This window comes from Streptococcus sp. HMSC065C01 (genome assembly GCF_001813525.1).
GTDB classification, from domain to species: Bacteria; Bacillota; Bacilli; order Lactobacillales; family Streptococcaceae; genus Streptococcus; species Streptococcus parasanguinis_V.
Window position 1 is genome coordinate 29,607 of sequence record NZ_KV812829.1, and the last position, 22,696, is coordinate 52,302.

The following is a 22,696-nucleotide window of genomic DNA, read 5'->3' on the forward strand; positions in this document are numbered from 1 at the left end:
GAATTGAAATACAGTGCAATATATCGCATTTGGCAAAAAGAAAAAACGCTTGAAATCAGCGTTTTTCTTCTGTATTGATTCGTATTGAACCCCTACTTCACTTCTGTAAACACAACGTGTTTGCGAAGTTTTGGTGAGTATTTCTTCAATTGAAGACGGTCTGGAGTGTTACGTTTGTTTTTAGAAGTAAGGTACAAGCGTTCACCAGATTCTTTGTGTTCAAGTGTAATATTTACGCGCATGGTATCTCCCTTCTATTATTCAGCTGATGCAGCTTTAGCGATCTTACGTCCTTTGTAGTATCCTTTAAGTGATACACGGTGTGAACGTGAGTAATCTCCAGTTGCTTCGTCAAAGTTTACAGATGGAGCTGTAACTTTGTAGTGCGTACGACGTTTGTTTTTCTTCGCTTTTGATGTGCGACGTGCAGGTACTGCCATTTCGTTTTTCTCCTTTTAAGATATAAATTCAATTAGGTTTGATTTTCATCAACTGTAACAGTATAACAAAACTTTTTTGTAAAGTAAAGTTACTTGACAAAAAAATTGAAATTTTTGAAAGAAACTTTTCTGTCGTCTGTCTCTTCAAAGACCTTGCCTATCTTTGTGCTCTCTTTTATGCTATAATGGTAAAAAATGAAACGAGAGGAATGACATGACAGAATTAGACAAACGCCATCGTAGTAGTGTCTACGATAGCATGGTAAAATCTCCCAACCGTGCCATGCTTCGCGCGACGGGAATGACCGATGAAAGTTTTGAGAAACCGATTGTTGGAGTGATTTCGACATGGGCGGAAAATACCCCTTGTAACATCCACCTTCACGATTTTGGAAAATTGGCTAAAGAAGGTGTGAAGGATGCAGGAGCTTGGCCGGTCCAATTCGGAACCATTACGGTTGCGGACGGGATTGCTATGGGGACTCCTGGTATGCGCTTCTCCCTAACATCTCGCGATATCATTGCGGATTCTATCGAAGCAGCTATGGGTGGTCACAACGTTGATGCTTTTGTAGCCATCGGGGGCTGTGATAAGAACATGCCTGGTTCGATGATTGCCATTGCCAATATGGATATCCCAGCGATCTTTGCTTATGGTGGGACTATTGCCCCAGGGAATCTTGATGGAAAAGATATCGACCTGGTTTCGGTTTTCGAAGGAATTGGGAAATGGAATCACGGTGATATGACGGCTGAAGAAGTGAAGCAACTGGAATGTAACGCCTGCCCTGGCCCTGGTGGCTGTGGTGGGATGTATACGGCCAACACCATGGCGACAGCGATCGAGGTCCTTGGGATGAGCTTGCCAGGTTCCTCTTCTCACCCTGCTGAATCAGCGGATAAGAAGGCCGATATCGAAGAAGCAGGTCGTGCTGTTGTCAAGATGCTGGAAATGGGACTCAAGCCATCTGACATCTTGACCCGTGAAGCCTTTGAAGATGCTATTACCGTGACCATGGCGCTAGGTGGTTCCACCAATGCCACTCTTCACTTGCTCGCGATTGCTCACGCAGCCAATGTGGACTTGACCCTTGAAGACTTCAATGATTTCCAAGAGCGCGTGCCTCACTTGGCAGACTTGAAACCTTCAGGGAAATATGTCTTCCAAGACCTTTACAATGTCGGTGGTGTGCCTGCCGTCATGAAATATCTTCTTAAGAATGGTTTCCTTCACGGGGATCGCATCACATGTACTGGTAAGACAGTAGCTGAGAACTTGGAAGCCTTTGCTGATTTGACACCAGGTCAAAAAGTCATCATGCCGCTTGAAAATCCAAAACGTGCGGATGGTCCATTGATCATCTTGAAAGGGAACTTGGCTCCAGAAGGAGCAGTTGCCAAAGTATCAGGGGTGAAGGTCCGTAACATCACGGGTCCTGCTAAGGTCTTTGACTCTGAAGAAGCTGCCATTGAAGCCGTTCTTTCAGATGAAATTGTGGATGGCGATGTTGTTGTTGTCCGTTTCGTTGGTCCTAAGGGTGGTCCTGGTATGCCGGAAATGCTGTCCTTGTCATCTATGATCGTTGGGAAAGGCCAAGGAGACAAGGTGGCCCTCTTGACAGATGGACGATTCTCTGGTGGTACTTATGGTCTCGTTGTTGGACACATCGCGCCTGAAGCTCAGGTCGGCGGTCCAATCGCCTACCTCCACACAGGGGATCTGGTAACAGTTGACCAAGATACCAAAGAAATCACCATGCACGTCTCAGACGAAGAGTTAGCAAAACGTAAAGCTGAAACAACCTTGCCACCACTGTATAGCCGTGGGGTTTTGGGTAAATACGCTCATATCGTTTCTTCAGCATCACGTGGTGCTGTAACCGACTTCTGGAATATGGAACAGTCTGGTAAACAGTAATTGCAAGGACGACTTTGTCCAAAGAGAGAGTGGGACAGAAATCGGCAATTCGTTAGAATTCGATTTCGTCGTCCCACCTCCGCACAGTTGAGTAGGGCTGTAAAAGCTGATGAAATCAGCGTAGTAGAGCCCACTCAACCACTGCGTCTTGCTCGACAATCCAAAAATAATTGAGAGGCTAGGACTTTTGTCCCGGCCTCTTTTTTGGCTCAAAGTAGCTATTTTCAACCCTGTCGCTGAATCGTATGAATATTACTTTTTGGGAGATTTGAGTGTATTATCTGTCATTTTTCTTGTAAATCCGTCTATAATTTGCTATAATTGTGACTAATCGAATCAATCCTTTAATACTGTCCAGAGAGGCAGGCAAGGAGCTATGGAAATGAAAGGCCTGGGAAGACCAGCCTATATTTTGTGTATCTCCTTGTTGTGGGGGATTTTTTTGTATAGTTGAAAAGTGGTTTGATGAAAAAGAGAAATCGTCGATGATGGAGCATGAAGTACTCCTTTACGATTTGGTCATCGAAGGTAGACGTTTTTGTTCAGCCATAGCTTGCTGCATCTTAATTTTAGGAGGTTTTTACGATCGTGAATGACGTTAAATATGATGTGAATGATATGCCAAAACCAGGCTTGCTGGTTGGTTTATCTTTCCAGCATTTGTTTGCCATGTTTGGGGCGACAGTGCTGGTGCCGATTTTGGTTGGGATTGATCCTGCCATTGCTTTGTTCTCATCTGGTTTGGGGACCTTGGCTCACTTGACAGTGACCAAGTATAAGATTCCTGCTTACATGGGGTCTAGTTTTGCTTATATTGCTGCTATGCAGATGTTGATGAAGACTGATGGAATCGCAGCAGTTGCCCAAGGTGCCATGGCGGGCGGTTTGGTCTACTTGTTTGTAGCTCTGATTGTTAAGCATGCGGGTAAAGATTGGATTAATAAGGTCCTTCCACCAATCGTGGTTGGTCCCATTATCATGGTAATTGGTTTGAGTCTTGCGGCGAATGCCGTCACTGATGCGACAACCTTAAATAAAAGCTATAGCGGTTATGCTCTATTGATTTCGATGGTGACCCTCTTTGCGGTTATCCTCTTTAACATGTATGGCAAGAAGATTGTCGGTGTCGTCCCAATTTTACTTGGATTAATTGTGGGCTATATTTTCTCATTGGCTCTTGGTTTGCTGACAGGACATAGTTTTGTCAATTTCTCAGAGGTAAGTGCGGCTCATTGGATTCAAGTTCCAAACTTTGACATTCCATTTGTGGATTATAGTTTTAAGCTCTATCCAAGTGCGATTTTGACCATGGCTCCGATTGCCTTTGTGACCATGACGGAACATTTTGGCCACCTCATGGTTTTAAATAGTTTGACTGAGCGTGATTACTTCAAGGATCCAGGGCTTGACCATACGCTTACTGGTGATGGCTTGGCACAGATTATTGCTGGATTCTTTGGAGCTCCTCCGGTAACTTCTTATGGGGAAAACATTGGGGTTATGGCCCTTAGTAAGGTCTACTCAGTTTACGTTATTTCAGGCGCAGCAGTGATTGCGGTTGTCATGAGCTTTATTGGGAAGCTATCAGCACTCTTGCACTCCATTCCAACTCCTGTATTGGGAGGTTTGTCTATTGCCCTCTTTGGGGTTATCGCTGCTAGCGGTTTGAAAATTTTAGTTGAACATAAGATTGATTTTGATAATAAAAAGAATCTCTTGATTGCAAGTGTGATCCTAGTATCAGGGATCGGTGGTTTGATGATTGACCTCGGTGGACTTCAAATCACGGGTGTGGCAACGTCAACCATTCTTGGAATTGTGTTGTATCAAATCCTTCCAGAACCAAAAGCTGACGAGGCTTAGTCCATTCTGGTAGTGAAAAAGTTTGAATGGATTTAAACATTATAAAAAACGAGGAACAAACTCTGATGGCAGAGCTGGTGTTCCTCGTTTTTTTATTGTGGATCGGATTTCCAAAGAGGCCTTCCTTCATTAGTTGAATGCATTTTTAAAAAGGTAATGTTTATTATCGTGGTGGAAGACCAAGGGCGATGCGCCCGTATCGGCTGATTCGTGTAATTTTCCAAGCGGGTGACCAAGTCACTTCAACCTTGACATCTTCGATCCCCTCGATTTCTTTTAGGCGAGCGACGATTTCGATCGGAAGACTCTCAGCACAGCTACAAGCCGTATCGGTAAAGGTCATAACCACCTTGCAAGTACCGGCTTCATCTAGATGGATCTCGTAGATCAGTCCAAGATTATAAACATCTAACTCAACATCGGTATCAAATACAAGCTCCAATTTTTCGATTAACGGCTTCTCTAGTGCCAGGGCGCGGTCATTGATTTTGATATCCTCTCTCATCGCAAGATCCTTTCAGTGTAGTATGGCTTCCATTTTCTCATAATTCGGCTGATAAGGCAAGAAGAGAAAGAGGATTTGAACGTGTCGAACGAAGGAAATTCGGTCCAGTCTCCATTTCTCTTCGAATTTGTGGTAAAATAGAGGCAAAAGTAAGACAAAGGATGAAGGCTATGAAATTACAAAAACCAAAGGGGACCCAGGATATCCTTCCTGGCGATTCAGCGAAATGGCAATATGTAGAAGGCTTTGCACGCAAGGTCTTTGCGCGATACAATTATGATGAAATCCGCACACCGATCTTCGAACATTATGAAGTCATCAGCCGTTCAGTAGGGGATACGACGGATATCGTTACCAAAGAAATGTATGACTTTTATGATAAGGGAGACCGTCATATCACGCTTCGTCCAGAAGGAACAGCTCCTGTTGTCCGCTCCTATGTAGAAAATAAACTCTTTGCGCCTGAGGTACAAAAACCAAGTAAGTTCTATTACATAGGCCCAATGTTCCGTTACGAACGTCCTCAAGCAGGTCGTTTGCGTCAATTCCACCAAATTGGGGTAGAATGCTTTGGATCGAGCAATCCTGCAACGGATGTCGAAACCATTGCCATGGCTGCGCAATTCCTGAAAGAACTAGGAATTGACAATGTGACCTTGCACTTGAACACCTTGGGAAGCCCTGCTAGTCGTCAGGCTTATCGTCAAGCCTTGATTGATTATCTCTTGCCAATGAAGGATCAATTGTCTAAGGACAGCCAACGTCGTTTAGAAGAAAATCCGCTTCGTGTCTTGGATTCAAAAGAAAAAGAAGACAAGGCGGCGGTTGAACAGGCTCCTTCCATCCTAGACTATCTAGACGAAGAAAGCCAAGCTCATTTTGATGCGGTTCGTCGGATGTTAGAAGACTTGGGGGTGGCCTACGTCATCGATACCAATATGGTGCGTGGCTTGGATTACTACAACCACACGATTTTTGAGTTCATTACAGAAATTGAAGGCAATGAATTGACAGTCTGTGCGGGTGGTCGCTATGATGGTTTGGTGGAATACTTCGGTGGTCCTGCGACAGCTGGTTTTGGATTTGGTATCGGTGTGGAACGGATCCTTCTCGTTCTTGAAAAGAAAGGCATTGAATTACCGATCGAAACAGGATTAGATGCTTATATTGCCGTTCTAGGAGATGAGGCCAATGAAGCAGCGCTTAGCTTGGTTCAAGCCCTTCGAATCCAAGGTTTCAAGGCAGAACGTGACTATCTTGGGCGTAAGCTCAAGGCACAATTTAAGTCAGCAGATGTCTTTGCGGCCAAAGCCTTGATTACCTTAGGAAGTAGTGAAGTTGAGAGCGGTCAAGTTACTGTGAAAAATAACCAAACTCGTCAAGAAGTAACGGTAGCTCTTGAAAGCTTGAAGAAAGACTTCCCTTCTGTTTTAGCAGAGTTGGGATTGGCTTGATCAAGTCTTGCAGACACCTGAAAAACAGATTCGCATGGGAGTAGGGGCAAAATCGTTGCGCCTGCTCTCTTTTATCTAGCTTCTGTTTGCCGACCTTTGCCAAGATTTGGCGAAAAGCCGTTAAATTTTCTGACATTTATGATATAATGAGAAGATAACAAGTAAAGGAATGAATCAGTCATGACATTAGTTTACCAATCAACACGAGAGGAAAAAAATACTGTAACAGCTAGTCAAGCCATCCTTCAAGGATTGGCGACAGATGGCGGTTTGTTTACTCCGGTCTCTTATCCTCAAGTGGAGCTGGATTTTGATACCCTCAAAGACGCGTCTTACCAAGAAGTGGCTAAGCTTGTTTTGTCAGCTTTTTTGGATGACTTTACAGCAGAAGAGTTGGACTACTGTATTACCAACGCCTATGATAGCAAGTTTGATACACCAGTCATTGCGCCTCTTGTCAAACTCGATGGCCAATACAACTTGGAACTTTTCCACGGTTCAACCATTGCCTTTAAAGATATGGCTTTGTCGATCTTGCCTTACTTTATGACGACAGCTGCCAAGAAGCACGGTCTGGAAAACAAGATTGTCATCTTAACCGCGACTTCTGGAGATACTGGGAAAGCTGCCATGGCAGGATTTGCGGATGTTCCAGGTACTGAAATTATCGTCTTTTATCCAAAAGACGGTGTCAGCAAGGTACAAGAGTTGCAAATGACCACTCAGACTGGGGACAATACTCATGTGATCGCTATCGATGGAAACTTTGACGATGCCCAAACGAATGTCAAACATATGTTCAACGATGTTGAACTACGTGAAAAATTGGCAGCCAACAAGTTACAATTTTCATCAGCTAACTCTATGAATATCGGCCGTTTGGTACCTCAAATTGTTTATTACGTATATGCCTACGCGCAATTGGTGAAGACAGGTCAAATCACAGCTGGAGAAAAAGTCAACTTCACTGTTCCAACAGGGAACTTTGGAAATATCTTGGCAGTTTTCTATGCCAAACAAATCGGTCTTCCAGTTGGAAAATTGATCTGTGCGTCAAATGAAAACAATGTCTTGACAGACTTCTTCAAAACACATGTCTATGATAAGAAACGTGAGTTCAAGGTGACCACCAGTCCATCGATGGATATTTTGGTCTCTTCAAACTTGGAACGCTTGATCTTCCACTTGGTAGGCAATGATGCTACAAAGACCAAAGAGTTGATGGAAAGCCTCGTTGCAACAGGTCAATACCAATTGTCCAACTTTGATGAAGAAATCTTAGATTTGTTTGCGGCTGCATACGCAGATGAAGCAGAAACTGCTGCAGAGATCAAGCGGGTCTATGAAGCGTCTGATTACATTGAAGACCCTCATACAGCTGTAGCATCAGCCGTTTATCAAAAATACCTTAGCCAAACAGGGGATGCTGCTAAAACAGTCATTGCCTCTACAGCCAGTCCTTATAAATTCCCAGTTGTGGCAGTAGAAGCGGTGACGGGCGAGACAGGTCTAGGCGATTTCGAAGCCTTGGCCAGATTGCACACCCTCTCAGGTGTTCCTGTGCCACCGGCTGTAGACGGTCTTGAAACTGCGCCGGTTCGCCATCGTACAAGCGTAGCTGCTAAAGACATGCAAGCAGCCGTAGAAGACTACTTGGGACTGTAATTCTCCCTATTAGAAAGATCAAAAGAGCCGTTTGGCTCTTTTATATACTCATGAATTCATACAAAAAAATCTTAAACATTGCCCTTCCTGCCATGGGTGAAAATTTCTTACAAATGCTGATGGGCATGGTGGACTCTTATTTAGTGGCTCACCTGGGCTTGGTTGCCATTTCAGGTGTTTCTGTCGCAGGAAACATCATCACCATCTATCAGGCCATCTTTTTGGCACTGGGTGCGGCAGTTGCCAGTGTCATGTCCAAAAGTTTGGGTGAAAAAAATCAAGACAACATTGCCTACCATGCGACAGAGTCCTTAAAGGTGACCTTGTTGTTGAGTGCTCTCTTAGGAGGGGCTTCGCTGTTATTTGGACGCCAGATGATTTCGCTGTTGGGAACGGAAGCTGCAGTCGCCGAAAGTGGGGGGATTTACCTTTCCTTGGTCGGCGGGACCATTGTTCTCTTAGGCTTGATGACGACCCTGGGCTCGCTGGTTCGGGTAGCCAACAATCCACGTATTCCCATGTATGTCAGCTTGTTGACCAATGTTTTAAATGCTCTATTCTCCTCTGTGGCTATTTTCCTTTTTGGTTGGGGCATTGTCGGAGCAGCTTTGGGGACTGTGCTAGCCCGTCTGGTTGGCGTTATCCTCTTGTGGCAAAAGGTCCAGTTGCCCTTTGCCCCCCTACGTTGGGGATTGGATCGTAAGCTCTTGAATTTAGCGCTTCCAGCTGCTGGAGAGCGGCTGATGATGCGAGCTGGAGATGTGGTGATCATTGCGATCGTGGTTGCTTTTGGGACTGAGGCAGTCGCCGGAAATGCCATCGGAGAAACCTTGACCCAGTTTAACTACATGCCGGTGTTTGGAGTGGCCACAGCGACAGTCATGTTAGTGGCACGAAGCCTCGGTGAAGGGGATTTTGAGCAGATTGACCGCCTTCGAAAGCAGTCTTACTGGCTGTCCTTTGTATTGATGTTGCCCATTGCTCTGGGTATCTTTTTCGGGGGCACCCTTCTGACCCATCTCTACACACAAGATGCGAAAGCGGTAGAAGCTAGCCTTTCGGTTGTCCTCTTTTCTTTGTTAGGAACACCCTTTACAGCAGGAACAGTCATCTATACTGCTGTTTGGCAAGGCTTGGGAAATGGGAAACTTCCATTTTATGCAACGACCATTGGCATGTGGGTCATTCGAATTGGAGCCGGTTATCTGCTTGGAGTAACCCTTGGCTTGGGTCTTCCAGGTGTCTGGACGGGGACCTTGCTGGACAATGGCTTTCGCTGGCTATTTTTGAGTCAACTTTATAGACGAAAAGTAGGAGAGAGAAAATGACAAAACGAGCTTTTATTTGGGATTTGGACGGGACCTTGCTGGATTCTTATGATGCTATACTGGCGGGTCTTGAGGAGACTTATGCATCTTATCAGCTTCCGTTTGACCGAGCGAGTATTAAAGACTATATCTTGAAGCATTCGGTTCAAGATCTTTTAGTAGCGGTGGCAGCAGAGTATCAACTGGATGTGACAGACTTAAATCATCGCCGAGCAGAAAGTCTAGCAGAGAAAAATGCCCAGGTCCTTCTGATGGAGGGAGCGCGTGATGTCCTGTCCTGGGCGAAGGATGCTGGGATAGAACAATTTGTCTATACCCATAAGGGAGAGAATGCCTTGGTCATCCTACGGGACTTGGGTTTGGAATCTTTTTTTAAAGAGATTTTGACCAGTCAAAGTGGTTTTGCCCGCAAGCCTGACCCAGAAGCAGCCATTTATCTGATGAAGAAGTACGGGTTGCATCCGGAAAAGATCTACTATATTGGGGATCGGAGCCTGGATATTGACTTTGCAAGAAATAGCCAGATTCAGAGTATCAATTTCTTGACATCTGACTATCAAGGCAATCACCAGATGAAAACTTTATGGGATATTCCAAGCGTTTTAAGCCTTGAAAAGAATCTGTAAAGAGATTGTTTTCATTTTGAAACAAAGCCGTAAGCTTTCTTTAAGAAATGTCCGCTATAATAGAACCATAAACAAAGACCTCCTAACTTTGTTTAGAAAAATCCTAAAACTTTTCTTTTTCATAATAATCTCCCTAAGAGTCGCCCAATCAGGCGGCTTTTTTTGTGCGAAAGAATAGTGCAAGCTCTTTTTCTTGTCAGGATAGAAGAAAAAGTTTATAATTGACTTATCAATTATTGATTTATCAAAAATAGATCGGAGAAGGACTATGGCAGAAATAAATGATTTGCTCTACCAACTACGCTTGGCAGATCAATCGACTACACAGCTATTTGAAAAGCGGCTAGGGATTAGCTTAACACGTTATCAAATTTTGCAGTATTTATTAGAACAAGCACCTTGCAATCAGATCGCGGTTCAGGAACGCTTACAGATTGATCCAGCGGCTTTAACCCGGCATTTCAAAATATTGGAAAGGGAAGGGTTTGTCCATCGGAGTCGAAATCCAAAAAACCAGCGGGAAATCTTAATTCATTTGACGGATATGGCCTATAATCGGTTGGTCAAACATCCCCCTCGCTATCATGTGGCTGTGAAAGAACAGATGAGTCGCATTTTGACCGCTCAAGAACAAGAGCAATTTTCATACTTGCTGGATAAATTAGTATCTGGTATTGAACAAATAACGATTGAATAAAAAGGAGAATCTACGATGTCATTACTGACGATTATTTTAGCAAGTCTTGCTGCACTGGAGCATTTGTATATTTTTTATTTGGAGAGCATCAGAACCACATCTGATACCACAAGTCGGGTTTTCAACATGGATAAAGAAGAACTCGCTCGCCCATCTGTGACCTCTTTATTTAAGAATCAAGGGATATACAATGCCTTGATTGGTGCCTTCCTCTTGTATGGATTGTTTGTCTCTAAAAATAGTGAAGTTGTTACAATTTTTGTGCTTTTTATTATTGGAGCTGCGGCCTACGGTGCGATGACAGCCAATAAAAAGATTATCTTGACCCAAGGCGGTCCTGCAATTTTAGCATTGTTGAGTATCCTATTTTTGGGATAAAAAGGACGGGCCACTAGGGCTCTTTGAGCTGATTTTATTAAATAAGTGTAGAAAAAAGTATAAAAAAAGACTAAAAATTTTATTGACTTTCTAAGAAAAAGGGTTATAATGGTAGCAACAGAAAAGTAATGAGTCAGCTATTTTCAGGGAGCTTGTGGGAATTGTGAACAAGCAATAGCGACTGATGAAAATTGGACTGTTATGATCAATGAATTCTAACCCATGTGAATTCGGTTGGCACCCCTTACCGTGCAACTCCTTGATAGAGGAGATAGAGATGTAGGGAAAGACCAGCTATTTTTCCCTATAAAAGAGGTGGCACCGCGGACATTACGCCCTCACACAGTTTTTGTGTGAGGGCTTTTCTATGTGCCTTAGCAAGCGAAGCGAGCTTAGGCACATTGATCCCAAAGCGGAAATAGAGCGTGGGATAACCGTGATCGCCTTAGCAAGCCAAGGTGCGGCTGAATTCCTTAGAATAAAAGAGTTCTAAAAGAGAGGTTTCTGATATGAAAAAAGTTTTATCTGCTGATGTGTTGAGTCCAATTTTGGCTTATATGCGTTTGGATGCGCCCCATAAAATGATCTTGGAGTCGATCCCTCGTGAAAAAGAGAATGCGCGTTTTTCAATTGTAGCTTATCGGCCGGTCAGTGAAGTCAAGTTTGAAAATGGTGTCCTCTATTACAATGATCAAATTATCGAAGAGGATCCTTTGGACTTTTTGAACCGCATCACGGTCAAAACGAAAACTTCAGAAGAGCTTCCTTTTAACGGTGGGGCGATTGGATTTGTCGGCTATGACTTGATTGGTCTCTATGAGAACATTGGTTCCATTCCTGAAGATACGATCGGCACTCCGGATCTCCACTTTTTCTTATATGAAAGCTATGTGATTTTTGACCACAAAAAGGAAAAGGTCTATGTGGTGGAAGAGAACCTCTATAGTGGGCGAAGTGAAGCAGAGCAAGCCTCGAGTCTGGAGCAAGTGTTAGAGCAGTTGGCAAGACCTGCAAAGGAAGAGTTTCAGGACAAGGACCTGCATGCGCTTCATTTCCACAATCATTTGGAGCAAAAAGAGTTTGAGGAAATGGTGGCCCTAGCGCGGGATTATATTCGAAAAGGAGATATGTTCCAATGCGTGCTCAGTCAACGTTTTTCAGCTGATTTTTCAGGAAAACCGCTAGATTATTACCGCAATTTGCGTGTGACCAATCCTTCGAATTATCTCTACTTTTATGATTTTGGGGAGTACCAAATTATCGGTGCTAGTCCAGAAAGTCTGGTATCGGTCAAGGATCGAGTGGTGACGACTAACCCTATTGCCGGCACGCGTCCAAGAGGGATCGATGAAGAGGCTGATCGGCAGTTGGCAGCTGATTTGGCAGGAGATCCTAAAGAAGTCGCAGAACACCGCATGTTGGTGGATTTAGGGCGAAATGATATTGGTCGTATCGCTCAAACTGGGACGGTCGAAGTGACCAAATATATGGAAGTGGAATTCTTCCGTTATGTCATGCACCTGACCAGTGTGGTCAAGGGACAATTACTTCCGGGGCTAGCCTCCATTGAGGCTCTGAAGGCAACTCTTCCTGCTGGGACCGTTTCGGGTGCTCCCAAGATCCGAGCCATGAAGCGGATCTATGAGGCAGAAAAAGAGAAAAGAGGCGTCTACGCGGGGGCGATTGGCTATCTCTCTGTGACGGGGGATCTCGATTTTGCTATTGCGATTCGAACCATGATCCTCAAAAATAAGAAGGCTTATGTACAGGCCGGAGCAGGAATTGTTTATGATTCGATTGCTGAAAATGAATACCAAGAAACCGTCAATAAGGCAAAATTGATGACAAGGATTGGAGAAGAAGGATGATTTTATTAGTTGATAATTACGATTCATTTACCTACAATTTAGCGCAGTATATCGGGAAATTTGATGAGGTCCAGGTGCTTCGAAATGATGATGCGAACTTGTACCAGGTTGCCAAAGAAGCAGATGCCTTGGTCTTTTCTCCAGGTCCAGGTTGGCCAAAGGATGCGGGCAAGATGGAGGAGATGATCCGAGATTTCGCGGGGATCAAACCAATCTTAGGGATCTGCTTGGGACATCAAGCGATTGCAGAGGTTTTTGGAGGACGTTTGGGATTGGCGCCACAGGTCATGCATGGGAAACAAAGCCAGATCCGGCTAGAAGCTCCCTCTCCGCTATATGCAGGTGTCGCAAAAGAAGTTCCAGTCATGCGCTACCATTCGCTGACGATTGAAGACATGCCAGAGGAGTTTGTCATTACCTCTCGGACGACGGATGATGGAGCGATTATGGGGATCCAACACCGTAGCTTACCGATTTATGGTTTTCAATACCATCCAGAAAGTATCGGAACACCAGATGGGCTGAAGACCATCGAAAATTTTGTCAAACTAGTCAAGGAGCGGAAGATGAAACAAGTGCTTGCAAAGGTAGCGGAAGGAATAGATCTAACCAGCGCAGAATTAGAAGCGGCCATGGAGGAAGTTGTCGCTGGTCGTGCTTCAGAAGCGCAGGTGACGGCCCTACTTTTAGGCCTCAAAATGAAGGGGGAAACTGTTGAAGAGCGGACGGCTATTGCAAAAGTGATGCAGGCCCATGCGGTCGCTATTCCTACAGGAGTTCAAGGAGCAATGGACAATTGTGGAACGGGGGGCGATCGTTCGTATAGTTTCAATATTTCAACAACAGCTGCCTTTGTTCTCGCTGGTGGTGGTGTCAAGATGGCGAAACACGGTAATCGCTCGATCTCTTCTAAATCCGGTTCTGCTGATGTCCTAGAAGCTCTAGGGATTAACCTCGATTTGGGTCCAGAATATTTGGGACGAGTGTTTGAAAAAGCGGGCATTGTCTTTCTATTTGCCAAAAATCTGCATCCTGGCATGCGCTATATTATGCCAGCTCGCTTGGCGCTAGGAGTTCCGACGGTGATGAATTTGACCGGTCCTCTCATTAATCCGATTCCTCTAGAAACCCAGCTATTGGGAACCAGTCGTCCGGACATGCTAGAAAGTACGGCAGAGATTCTAAAGAATTTGGGTCGAAAACGCGCAGTGGTAGTGAGTGGCCCACAAGGTTTGGACGAGGCAGGCCTTGATGGAGAAACCCAGCTCGCTATTTTGGAAAATGGACAGGTTACCTTATCCAGCTTTCAACCAGAAGATATGGGAATGGAGCGCATCGAAATTGATCAAGTACGTGGTGGAGACGCTAAACGCAATGCAGAAATTTTGCTCAGCGTCTTGAAGAATGAAGCGAGTCCCTTTTTAGAGGTGACGGTCTTAAATGCTGGCCTTGGTTTTTATGCTAACGGCAAGGTAGATTCTATCAAGGAGGGGATTGCCTTGGCACGGGAAGTGATTGCCGGTGGGGCTGCCCTTGAGAAATTGAGATTATTACAGGAGTATCAAAAATGAGTCAAGAATTCTTACCAAAGATTCTAAAGGAAAAGGCGCGTGAAGTGGCTGTGATGAAAGAAGAGGAGCTCCAACCTTTGCGTGAGACCTACCGCTTGTATGATTACCTAAAGAGTCATCCAGATAAGCTTCAGGTAATCGCAGAGGTGAAAAAGGCTAGTCCGAGTCTGGGAGATATTCATGTCGATGTGGATATCGTCGCGCAGGCTAAGACTTACGAAGAAAATGGGGCTGTGATGATTTCTGTCTTGACCGATGAAGTATTTTTCAAGGGCAGTATCGAGTATCTCCGGGAAATATCTAGTCAAGTACGTATCCCCACCCTCAATAAAGATTTTATTGTGGATGAAAAGCAAATAATTCGGGCGCGAAACGCAGGGGCGACCGTTATCTTGTTGATAGTTGCAGCCTTATCAGAGGCTCGTCTGAAGGAGCTCTATGAGTTTGCGACCCATCTTGGCCTGGAGGTTTTGGTGGAGACCCACAATCTGACAGAACTAGAGGTAGCTCACCGGATTGGGGCTCAGATCATAGGGGTCAATAATCGCAACTTGGTGACCTTTGAGACAGATCTCCATACTAGCCTTGAATTGGCGGCCAATTTTGAACAAGAACCGGTTTACATCTCGGAGTCTGCTATTTTTACAGCAGCAGACGCGCGCATGCTCGCTCCTTATTTCAATGGCATTCTCGTTGGGACAGCCCTCATGAAGGCAGACAATGTGGCTGAAAAAGTAAAGGAGTTGCAGATTGACAAAGGTTAAAATTTGCGGATTATCCACCCCAGAAGCTGTCCAGACGGCTGTTGAGGCAGGTGCGGATTACATTGGTTTTGTCTTTGCACCAAGCAAACGGCAAGTCACGCTGGAGCAAGCCCAGCAGTTAGCTACAGGGATTCCAAAGGGGGTTCAAAAAGTCGGTGTTTTTGTATCACCACAAAGAGAAGAAGTGGCGAAAGCTTGCCAAGTTGTGGGCTTGGACCTGATACAAGTGCATGGACCGATGGATGATACCATCTTGCAAGAGTTTCCCCAACAAACGATTCGCGCTGTTCAAGTGGGGAAAGATGCAGCACTTCCTGATACCAGTGCCGACTATCTGCTCTTTGATGCTCCTGTAGCAGGAAGTGGAGAGACTTTTAACTGGAAAAAGCTCGAAAGTCAAAACGTTACAAAGCCCTTCTTTATTGCAGGAGGCTTGACGGTAGACAATGTAGCAGATGCCATTCGCTTCTTTCATCCTTATGCGGTGGATGTATCCAGTGGGGTCGAGACAAATGGAAAAAAAGATCAAGAAAAGATAAAACGATTTATAGAAAGGGTCAAGCATGGCATATAAACAACCAGATAAAAACGGATTTTACGGGCGGTTCGGGGGACGATTTGTCCCTGAAACTTTGATGACAGCAGTTTTAGAATTAGAAGAAGCCTACAGAGAAAGTCAAGCAGATCCTTCTTTTCAAGCAGAATTGGATCAGCTTCTGAAACAATATGTCGGTCGGGAAACACCGCTCTATTACGCTAAGAATCTAACCAAGTATGTCGGCGGAGCCAAGATCTTTCTAAAAAGAGAAGATCTCAACCACACAGGAGCTCATAAAATTAATAATGCTCTAGGACAGGTTTTGCTGGCACACCGAATGGGTAAAAAGAAGATCATCGCAGAAACAGGAGCCGGACAGCACGGTGTTGCAACGGCAACAGCCGCTGCTTTATTTGATATGGAATGTACCATCTACATGGGGGAAGAAGATGTCAGACGCCAAGCCCTTAATGTCTTTCGGATGGAGTTGTTGGGGGCAAAGGTTCAATCAGTAACAGATGGATCGCGTGTTCTCAAGGATGCAGTCAATGCTGCCCTTAGAGCCTGGGTAGCAAACGTGGAAGATACCCACTATATCATGGGATCTGCTCTAGGACCTCATCCATTCCCAGAGATTGTCCGTGATTTTCAAAGTGTCATTGGCAGGGAAGCTAAACGCCAATTTGCAGAGCAAAATGACGGGGCTCTGCCAGATGCCATCCTAGCCTGTGTAGGAGGTGGATCGAACGCTATTGGCCTCTTTTATCCTTTTGTAGAGGATACAACTGTTGCCATGTATGGGGCGGAAGCTGCTGGACTTGGAGTAAATACAGACCAGCATGCAGCAACCTTGACCAAGGGACGTCCAGGAGTCCTTCACGGCGCCTTGATGGATGTTTTACAGGATGCGCATGGACAGATTTTAGAAGCCTTCTCGATTTCAGCAGGTCTCGATTATCCAGGAATTGGGCCAGAGCATTCTTATTTCCATGAAATCAAGCGGGCAACCTATGTGCCTGTGACAGACCAAGAAGCCCTAGAAGCCTTTCAATTACTTTCAAAAGTAGAAGGAATCATTCCAGCCCTGGAATCGAGCCATGCTATCGCCTATGCGGTGAAATTGGCCAAGGAGATGGGACCTGAAAAATCCATGATCGTTTGCTTGTCAGGTCGTGGGGACAAAGATGTGGTACAAGTCAAAGACCGCCTAGAACAAGAGAGAGGAGAGTAAGATGGGAAAGACCTTAACAGAGCATTTACAAAAGCTGAAAGACCAGCAGCAAGGGATCTTTGTTCCTTATATCATGGCAGGAGATCATGAAAAAGGTTTAGCAGGTTTGCAGGAAACCATCCAATTTTTGGAAGATCTTGGTGTCTCAGCTATTGAAGTTGGTATTCCTTTTTCGGATCCGGTGGCAGATGGCCCTGTGATTGAAGAGGCAGGACTACGAAGTTTAGGCCATGGGACGACGACAGAGGGTCTGGTGCAAACGATCCAGCGTCTGGAGACAAGTGTTCCTTTGGTCATCATGACCTATTTCAATCCCTTGTTCCAATATGGTCTAGAAAGCTTTTTTAGAGATGTAGAAGGAACAGCGGTCAAAGGAGTGATTATTCCGGATCTTCCTCATGAGCATGCGGATCTGGTAGAGCCTCTGTTAGCGGATAAAGACATCGCTTTGGTTCCACTAGTGAGCTTAACCACAGGAATCGAGCGCCAGAAAAAATTGATCCAAGGTGCAGAAGGTTTTATCTATGCTGTAGCGGTTAATGGAGTGACGGGGAAAGCTGGTAGCTATCGAGACGATCTGGACCACCACTTGGCCCAATTACACGAAATAGCTTCGATTCCTGTTTTAACAGGTTTTGGAGTTTCCAGCATGGAGGATGTTCACCGTTTCAACAAGGTCTCAGATGGCGTTATTGTGGGATCTAAAATCGTTAAGGCTCTCCACCAAGGGGAGACAGACGCCGTCGCTCATTTTATTTCTCAAGCAGTAAAGGGCTAGCAGGTCTATTCTACTTGTAATTGGCTCGATTCTCCTAGATCAAGCTCTTTGTCTACTATTTTAAACATTCCCCTCGTTTGTCTTTACAAACAAGGGTTTCTCGTTACAATAGAGATAGTAACAAGAAAAGAGGAGAAGACAATGATAAGCCTTGAAGAGATTGATCAAGTCATCCAGTCGGGTCCTTTTGAACCAAGCTGGGACTCTCTTAGCCATCAAGTTTGTCCAGACTGGTATCGGGATGCTAAATTTGGAATATTTATCCACTGGGGTATCTACAGTGTACCTGCCTTTGGATCAGAGTGGTATTCACGAAATATGTATATCCAAGGGAATCCTTGCTATCACTACCATCGGGAGCATTTTGGAGATCAGGCTAGCTTTGGCTACAAGGATATCATTCCTCTTTTTACAGCGGATCGATTTGATCCGGCATCTTGGCTGGCTCTCTTTCAAAAAGCAGGCGCTCAGTATCTTTTCCCAGTTGCAGAGCACCACGATGGGTTTCAGATGTATGCCTCTACTCTCTCGCCTTATAATAGCTTAGAAATGGGGCCAAGACGAGATGTTTTAGGAGAACTGAGGGCGGAAGCAGAAAAACGTGGTCTACACTTCTGTACATCTTCTCACCGGGCAGAGCACCAGTTTTTCTTTTCACATGGCAAGGAGTTTGCCAGTGATATTCTGCAAGAAGTCCCAAGAGACAGCCTCTATTGGCCAGCAGAGCCAGAGCCCAAGGATCATTTTGATCTCACCTCCAAGCCCTATCCAAGTGAAGAGTTTTTGGAAGACTGGCTCTTGCGGACCTGCGAACTGGTGCGGGATTATCAGCCAGAGCTCCTTTATTTCGATTGGTGGATCCAGCATGAGAGTTTCCGTCCCTACTTAATGCGCTTTTTGGCTTACTATTACAATCTAGCAGCACAAGAGGATCGCGAGGTGGCCGTTTGTTATAAACAGGATGCCCTACCTTTTGGTTCAGGAATCGTTGAGATGGAGCGGGGAGGCTACGGAGAGACGCAAGCCTTTCTGTGGCAAATGGATACTGCGATTGCCCGTAATTCTTGGTGCTATACCCAGGATCTAGCCTACAAGACCAGCAAGGAATTGTTGCAAAATTTAGTTGATGTTGTGGCCAAAAATGGGAATCTTCTGCTCAATATTGGACCCAAGGCAGATGGCACCATCCCTGAGCAAGACCAAGACATCCTCACAGAGATAGGGGACTGGCTGGCGGTAAACGGAGAAGCCATTTATCAGAGCCGGCCTTGGTGGGTGTCATCGGACGGACCGACCGAGGCCCAGGAAGGTTCCTTTTCAGATGGGGAAGCGCCACTCTATACCAGCCAAGATTTCCGCTATACCATGCGTGAAGGCCTGCTTTATGCTATCCAGCTAGAACCAAGTGGACGGACAGAAGAGTTGACCTTGCCGTCTCTAGCCTATGATTTCAAGCAACCGAGAATCCTTCATGCGCGTATTCGGCAGGTAGAGCTCCTTGGCGAAAGCCAGCTCCTTTCTTGGAGCCAAGATGAGGCAGGCCTCCATCTTCAGTTACCAGCTTGCAGCAAAAAACAACCGCGTGTTTTTCGCCTCAGCTTTTAGTTTTCTTGAAGCTTTCTATAAGGAATCGTTTAGGTTTCTCTTGTATACTGTACTCATCCAATAAGAAATGAGGTACAGAAAATGAAAATCTCAGTTAATTATCCAAAACGCTTTAAGAAATTGCCACAACAAGGTTCTTGTTACGGCGAATAAACACTTCTCTTCATTTTTCATAAGAAACTCCTAAAGAAGGCTCTACCCGAAAGGGTAGAGTTTTTATGTACCAGAGACCTTGTGATTCGTGGTATAATAGGCCTATGGAAAAAAAGAACAAATTACTACTCATCGACGGGTCTTCCGTCGCTTTTCGTGCCTTTTTCGCACTCTATAATCAAATTGATCGCTTCAAAAATGCCAATGGTCTGCATACCAATGCGGTCTATGGCTTTAATCTCATGTTGAGCCATCTCTTGGAGCGCATCCAACCAACCCATGTCCTTGTTGCTTTTGATGCAGGAAAGACGACTTTTCGGACGGAGATGTATGCCGACTACAAAGGGGGCCGTGCAAAAACACCAGATGAGTTCCGCGAGCAGTTTCCTTTCATTCGTGAACAACTGGACCATATGGGAATCCGTCACTATGAGCTAGCTCAATATGAAGCAGATGATATTATTGGAACGCTGGACAAGTTGGCAGAATCAACTTCTGTTCCTTTTGATGTGACCATTGTCTCAGGGGACAAGGACTTGATTCAGCTAACGGATGACAATACGGTGGTTGAAATCTCAAAAAAAGGAGTGGCAGAGTTTGAAGAATTCACTCCAGCCTATCTAAAAGAAAAGATGGGACTGACACCAGAGCAATTTATCGACCTCAAGGCCTTGATGGGAGATAAGTCGGATAATATCCCAGGTGTTACTAAGATCGGAGAAAAGACCGGGATCAAACTGCTCCTTGAGTATGGCTCTCTCGATGGCATTTACGAGCATATCGATGAGATGAAGGCTTCTAAGATGAAGGAAAATCTCATCAACGATAAGGAACAGGCCTATCTGTCCAAGACCCTTGCGACCATTGATACCAATGCGCCCATTGAGATCGGGCTGGACGATATCACCTATACGGGACCTCATCTAGAAAATCTCGCCAAGTTTTATGAGGAGATGGGCTTTAAGCAACTCCGTCAGGCCTTGGATTTAAGCGGGGAAGCAGCAACTCCTGTAGCCCTTGACTATACAGAAGTCGAGCAGGTCACTTCAGATATGCTCACAGAAGATAGTTTCTTCCATTTTGAGATGTTTGGGGACAATTACCATACGGAACCCATCATCGGTTTCGCGTGGGGGACCAAAGGTCAGCTCTACGCGAGTACAGATACTGGTCTTTTACAAACACCGATTTTCAAAGAATTTCTCGAAAAAACGCCCCTCAAGGTCTATGACTTCAAACGGGCCAAAGTCTTGCTCAGCCACTTGGGTATTACCCTTCAAAATCCCGCGTTTGACAGTCGATTGGCCAAGTATCTCTTGTCGACCGTAGAGGACAATGAAATTTCCACCATTGCGAGTCTCTATAGCCAGATTGCGCTGCCTCTGGACGAAGTCGTTTATGGCAAGGGAGCCAAAAAAGCCATTCCAGAAAAGGCGGTCCTATTAGAGCATTTGGTAAGAAAAGTCGCTGTTTTACTAGACACTGAAGAGCCTATGACGGAGCAGTTACAAGCTCACGACCAACTAGATTTGCTCTATGATATGGAGCAACCCTTAGCGGCTGTTTTAGCCAAGATGGAAATCGCAGGGATTAAGGTGGAACGCCAGACCCTCCAAGACATGCAGGTGGAAAACGAAGCAGTCTTGGAGCGCTTGACTCAAGAAATCTACGAGTTGGCAGGAGAAGAATTTAACATCAATTCTCCAAAACAATTGGGTGTCATCCTCTTTGAAAAATTGGAACTCCCTCTTGAATATACTAAGAAGACCAAAACCGGCTATTCCACAGCTGTTGATGTCTTGGAACGCCTAGCTCCCATCGCACCGATCGTGTCTAAGATTCTTGAATACCGCCAAATTGCTAAGATTCAGTCGACCTATGTCATCGGTCTTCAAGACTGGATTTTGGAAGACGGGAAGATCCATACTCGCTATGTACAGGATTTGACGCAGACCGGACGCTTGTCTAGTGTGGATCCCAACCTACAAAACATTCCTGTCCGTTTGGAACAAGGCCGTCTCATTCGTAAGGCCTTTGTCCCAGAAGAGGAAAACAGTGTCTTGCTGAGTTCGGACTATTCACAGATCGAATTGCGCGTCTTGGCCCATATTTCAGGAGATGAGCATTTGATCAATGCCTTTCAGCATGGGGCAGATATCCATACATCGACCGCTATGCGGGTCTTCAATATTGAAAAACCTGAAGATGTGACGCCGAACGACCGTCGCAATGCAAAAGCAGTAAACTTCGGTGTGGTTTATGGAATTTCCGACTTTGGACTGTCTAACAACCTAGGGATCAGTCGAAAAGAAGCCAAGGCTTATATTGAGACCTACTTCGAACGCTACCCTGGCATCAAGGACTATATGGAGAGAGTGGTACGGGAAGCGCGTGATAAAGGCTATGTGGAGACCCTCTTCAAGCGTCGTCGGGAGATTCCAGATATCAATTCTCGCAACTTCAATGTTCGAGGCTTTGCGGAGCGGACGGCTATCAACTCACCAATCCAAGGATCTGCAGCAGATATCTTGAAAATTGCCATGATCCACTTGGACCAAGCGCTAGAAGCAGGAGCATACAAGACCAAGATGCTTCTTCAGGTGCACGATGAAATCGTTCTGCAAGTACCAAGTGATGAACTGGCAGCGATCAAAGAACTCGTCAAAGAGACCATGGAATCCGCTATTGAACTTGCAGTACCACTGGAAGCTGATGAGAACGAAGGCAAAACATGGTATGAAGCCAAATAAAATGGAAGTCGTACAAGTACGTCCAGTACCATATAAATTCTTAAGACAAGAAACACAAAAAGGAGATTCTTATGGCTTATTCATTTCGCAATCCTAGTGATGGCATTATCAAACATTACCTAGAAACCAGCAAGATCATCGCTGTGGTTGGATTATCTGACCGTGAAGAGACGACCAGTCATCGTGTTAGCAAGGAGATGCAAGAGCGGGGCTATCGGATTATTCCTGTCAACCCTCGTGCAGCTGGTGGCCAGATTCTTGGAGAAACGGTGTATGCTAGCCTGCAGGAGATTCCTTTCCCAGTAGATATCGTCGATGTATACCGTCGCAGTGAGTTTTTACCAGATGTGGCACGTGATTTTATTGAGACGGATGCGAAAATTTTCTGGGCACAATTGGAACTGGAAAATCAAGAAGCAGAAGAAATCCTTCGTGGAGCTGGACGAGAAGATATCGTCATGAACCGCTGTATCAAACGAGAACACACCCGACTGATCTTAGGAGACTCCCTATACGGATTATAAATGATAAACAATTGACATAGAAGAAAACCCCAGCTTGCTG

20 protein-coding genes and 1 pseudogene are annotated in these 22,696 nt (G+C 45.1%); 18 read left to right on the forward strand and 3 right to left on the reverse strand.

Translation table 11 applies throughout. The features are described 5' to 3' along the window. Positions 1 to 92: 92 nt before the first annotated feature. Together rpmG and rpmF are read right to left on the reverse strand one after the other, a co-directional pair. A complete protein-coding gene (gene rpmG, locus HMPREF2918_RS00695) occupies positions 93 to 242 on the reverse strand; it encodes a 50S ribosomal protein L33 (protein WP_001265622.1) in 150 nt (49 codons plus the stop codon). Positions 243 to 257: 15 nt separating this feature from the next. After that, entirely contained in the window at positions 258 to 440 is a 183-nt protein-coding gene (gene rpmF, locus HMPREF2918_RS00700) for a 50S ribosomal protein L32 (RefSeq protein ID WP_003009516.1), read from the reverse strand. A gap of 214 nt (positions 441 to 654) precedes the next feature. Here rpmF and ilvD point away from each other — a divergent pair, with 214 nt between their 5' ends. Continuing rightward, the gene (ilvD, locus tag HMPREF2918_RS00705) at positions 655 to 2,358 is read left to right on the forward strand and encodes a dihydroxy-acid dehydratase (protein ID WP_023920149.1); all 1,704 of its coding nucleotides are present in this window, start codon (positions 655 to 657) and stop codon (positions 2,356 to 2,358) included. 588 nt (positions 2,359 to 2,946) lie between these two features. Next, positions 2,947 to 4,221 (forward strand): uracil-xanthine permease family protein, encoded by a 1,275-nt coding sequence (locus tag HMPREF2918_RS00710; protein WP_049515068.1) that lies wholly within the window; start codon positions 2,947 to 2,949, stop codon positions 4,219 to 4,221. Positions 4,222 to 4,384: 163 nt separating this feature from the next. On the opposite strand, the gene HMPREF2918_RS00715 is transcribed toward HMPREF2918_RS00710, so the two are convergent. Next, a complete protein-coding gene (locus HMPREF2918_RS00715) occupies positions 4,385 to 4,726 on the reverse strand; it encodes a metal-sulfur cluster assembly factor (protein WP_003010891.1) in 342 nt (113 codons plus the stop codon). A 170-nt stretch (positions 4,727 to 4,896) separates the two neighbouring features. Between HMPREF2918_RS00715 and hisS the strand changes: the two genes are divergently transcribed. From hisS to HMPREF2918_RS00790, 16 genes and pseudogenes are all read left to right on the forward strand, one after another. Beyond that, positions 4,897 to 6,180, forward strand: coding sequence for a histidine--tRNA ligase (gene hisS / locus HMPREF2918_RS00720; protein WP_070594351.1), 1,284 nt, complete (start codon positions 4,897 to 4,899; stop codon positions 6,178 to 6,180). A 180-nt stretch (positions 6,181 to 6,360) separates the two neighbouring features. Next, entirely contained in the window at positions 6,361 to 7,845 is a 1,485-nt protein-coding gene (gene thrC, locus HMPREF2918_RS00725; protein WP_070594336.1) for a threonine synthase, read from the forward strand. A 50-nt stretch (positions 7,846 to 7,895) separates the two neighbouring features. Further along, positions 7,896 to 9,173: an MATE family efflux transporter gene (locus tag HMPREF2918_RS00730; protein WP_070594337.1), complete on the forward strand. Its 1,278-nt coding sequence runs from the start codon at positions 7,896 to 7,898 to the stop codon at positions 9,171 to 9,173. Beyond that, positions 9,170 to 9,799, forward strand: a complete 630-nt coding sequence (locus HMPREF2918_RS00735; protein ID WP_070594338.1) for an HAD-IA family hydrolase — start codon at positions 9,170 to 9,172, stop codon at positions 9,797 to 9,799. Before HMPREF2918_RS00730 ends, HMPREF2918_RS00735 begins: the two co-directional genes overlap by 4 nt. A 268-nt stretch (positions 9,800 to 10,067) precedes the next feature. Then, a complete protein-coding gene (locus HMPREF2918_RS00740) occupies positions 10,068 to 10,496 on the forward strand; it encodes a MarR family winged helix-turn-helix transcriptional regulator (RefSeq protein WP_070594339.1) in 429 nt (142 codons plus the stop codon). 15 nt (positions 10,497 to 10,511) lie between these two features. After that, on the forward strand, positions 10,512 to 10,874 hold the full coding sequence (locus HMPREF2918_RS00745; RefSeq protein ID WP_070594340.1) for a DUF1304 domain-containing protein: 363 nt from the start codon (positions 10,512 to 10,514) through the stop codon (positions 10,872 to 10,874). Positions 10,875 to 11,383: 509 nt separating this feature from the next. After that, entirely contained in the window at positions 11,384 to 12,742 is a 1,359-nt protein-coding gene (gene trpE / locus HMPREF2918_RS00750; protein ID WP_070594341.1) for an anthranilate synthase component I, read from the forward strand. Further along, positions 12,739 to 13,299, forward strand: a pseudogene (locus HMPREF2918_RS11510) (aminodeoxychorismate/anthranilate synthase component II); the annotation flags it as partial. The gene trpE and the pseudogene HMPREF2918_RS11510, both read left to right, overlap by 4 nt. Before the next feature lie 9 nt (positions 13,300 to 13,308). Beyond that, positions 13,309 to 14,313, forward strand: coding sequence for an anthranilate phosphoribosyltransferase (gene trpD / locus HMPREF2918_RS11515; RefSeq protein WP_070594352.1), 1,005 nt, complete (start codon positions 13,309 to 13,311; stop codon positions 14,311 to 14,313). Next, the gene (gene trpC / locus HMPREF2918_RS00760) at positions 14,310 to 15,077 is read left to right on the forward strand and encodes an indole-3-glycerol phosphate synthase TrpC (protein WP_070594342.1); all 768 of its coding nucleotides are present in this window, start codon (positions 14,310 to 14,312) and stop codon (positions 15,075 to 15,077) included. Before trpD ends, trpC begins: the two co-directional genes overlap by 4 nt. Next, positions 15,064 to 15,651: a phosphoribosylanthranilate isomerase gene (locus HMPREF2918_RS00765; protein WP_070594343.1), complete on the forward strand. Its 588-nt coding sequence runs from the start codon at positions 15,064 to 15,066 to the stop codon at positions 15,649 to 15,651. The genes trpC and HMPREF2918_RS00765 overlap by 14 nt, the downstream gene beginning before the upstream one ends. Next, positions 15,641 to 16,846: a tryptophan synthase subunit beta gene (gene trpB / locus HMPREF2918_RS00770; RefSeq protein WP_070594344.1), complete on the forward strand. Its 1,206-nt coding sequence runs from the start codon at positions 15,641 to 15,643 to the stop codon at positions 16,844 to 16,846. The genes HMPREF2918_RS00765 and trpB overlap by 11 nt, the downstream gene beginning before the upstream one ends. 1 nt (position 16,847) lies before the next feature. Next, on the forward strand, positions 16,848 to 17,624 hold the full coding sequence (gene trpA, locus HMPREF2918_RS00775) for a tryptophan synthase subunit alpha (RefSeq protein ID WP_070594345.1): 777 nt from the start codon (positions 16,848 to 16,850) through the stop codon (positions 17,622 to 17,624). A gap of 141 nt (positions 17,625 to 17,765) precedes the next feature. Beyond that, positions 17,766 to 19,229, forward strand: coding sequence for an alpha-L-fucosidase (locus HMPREF2918_RS00780; RefSeq protein WP_070594346.1), 1,464 nt, complete (start codon positions 17,766 to 17,768; stop codon positions 19,227 to 19,229). 257 nt (positions 19,230 to 19,486) lie between these two features. Next, positions 19,487 to 22,132, forward strand: a complete 2,646-nt coding sequence (gene polA / locus HMPREF2918_RS00785) for a DNA polymerase I (RefSeq protein ID WP_070594347.1) — start codon at positions 19,487 to 19,489, stop codon at positions 22,130 to 22,132. A 71-nt stretch (positions 22,133 to 22,203) separates the two neighbouring features. Continuing rightward, positions 22,204 to 22,656: a CoA-binding protein gene (locus HMPREF2918_RS00790; RefSeq protein WP_031576673.1), complete on the forward strand. Its 453-nt coding sequence runs from the start codon at positions 22,204 to 22,206 to the stop codon at positions 22,654 to 22,656. Positions 22,657 to 22,696: the final 40 nt, after the last annotated feature.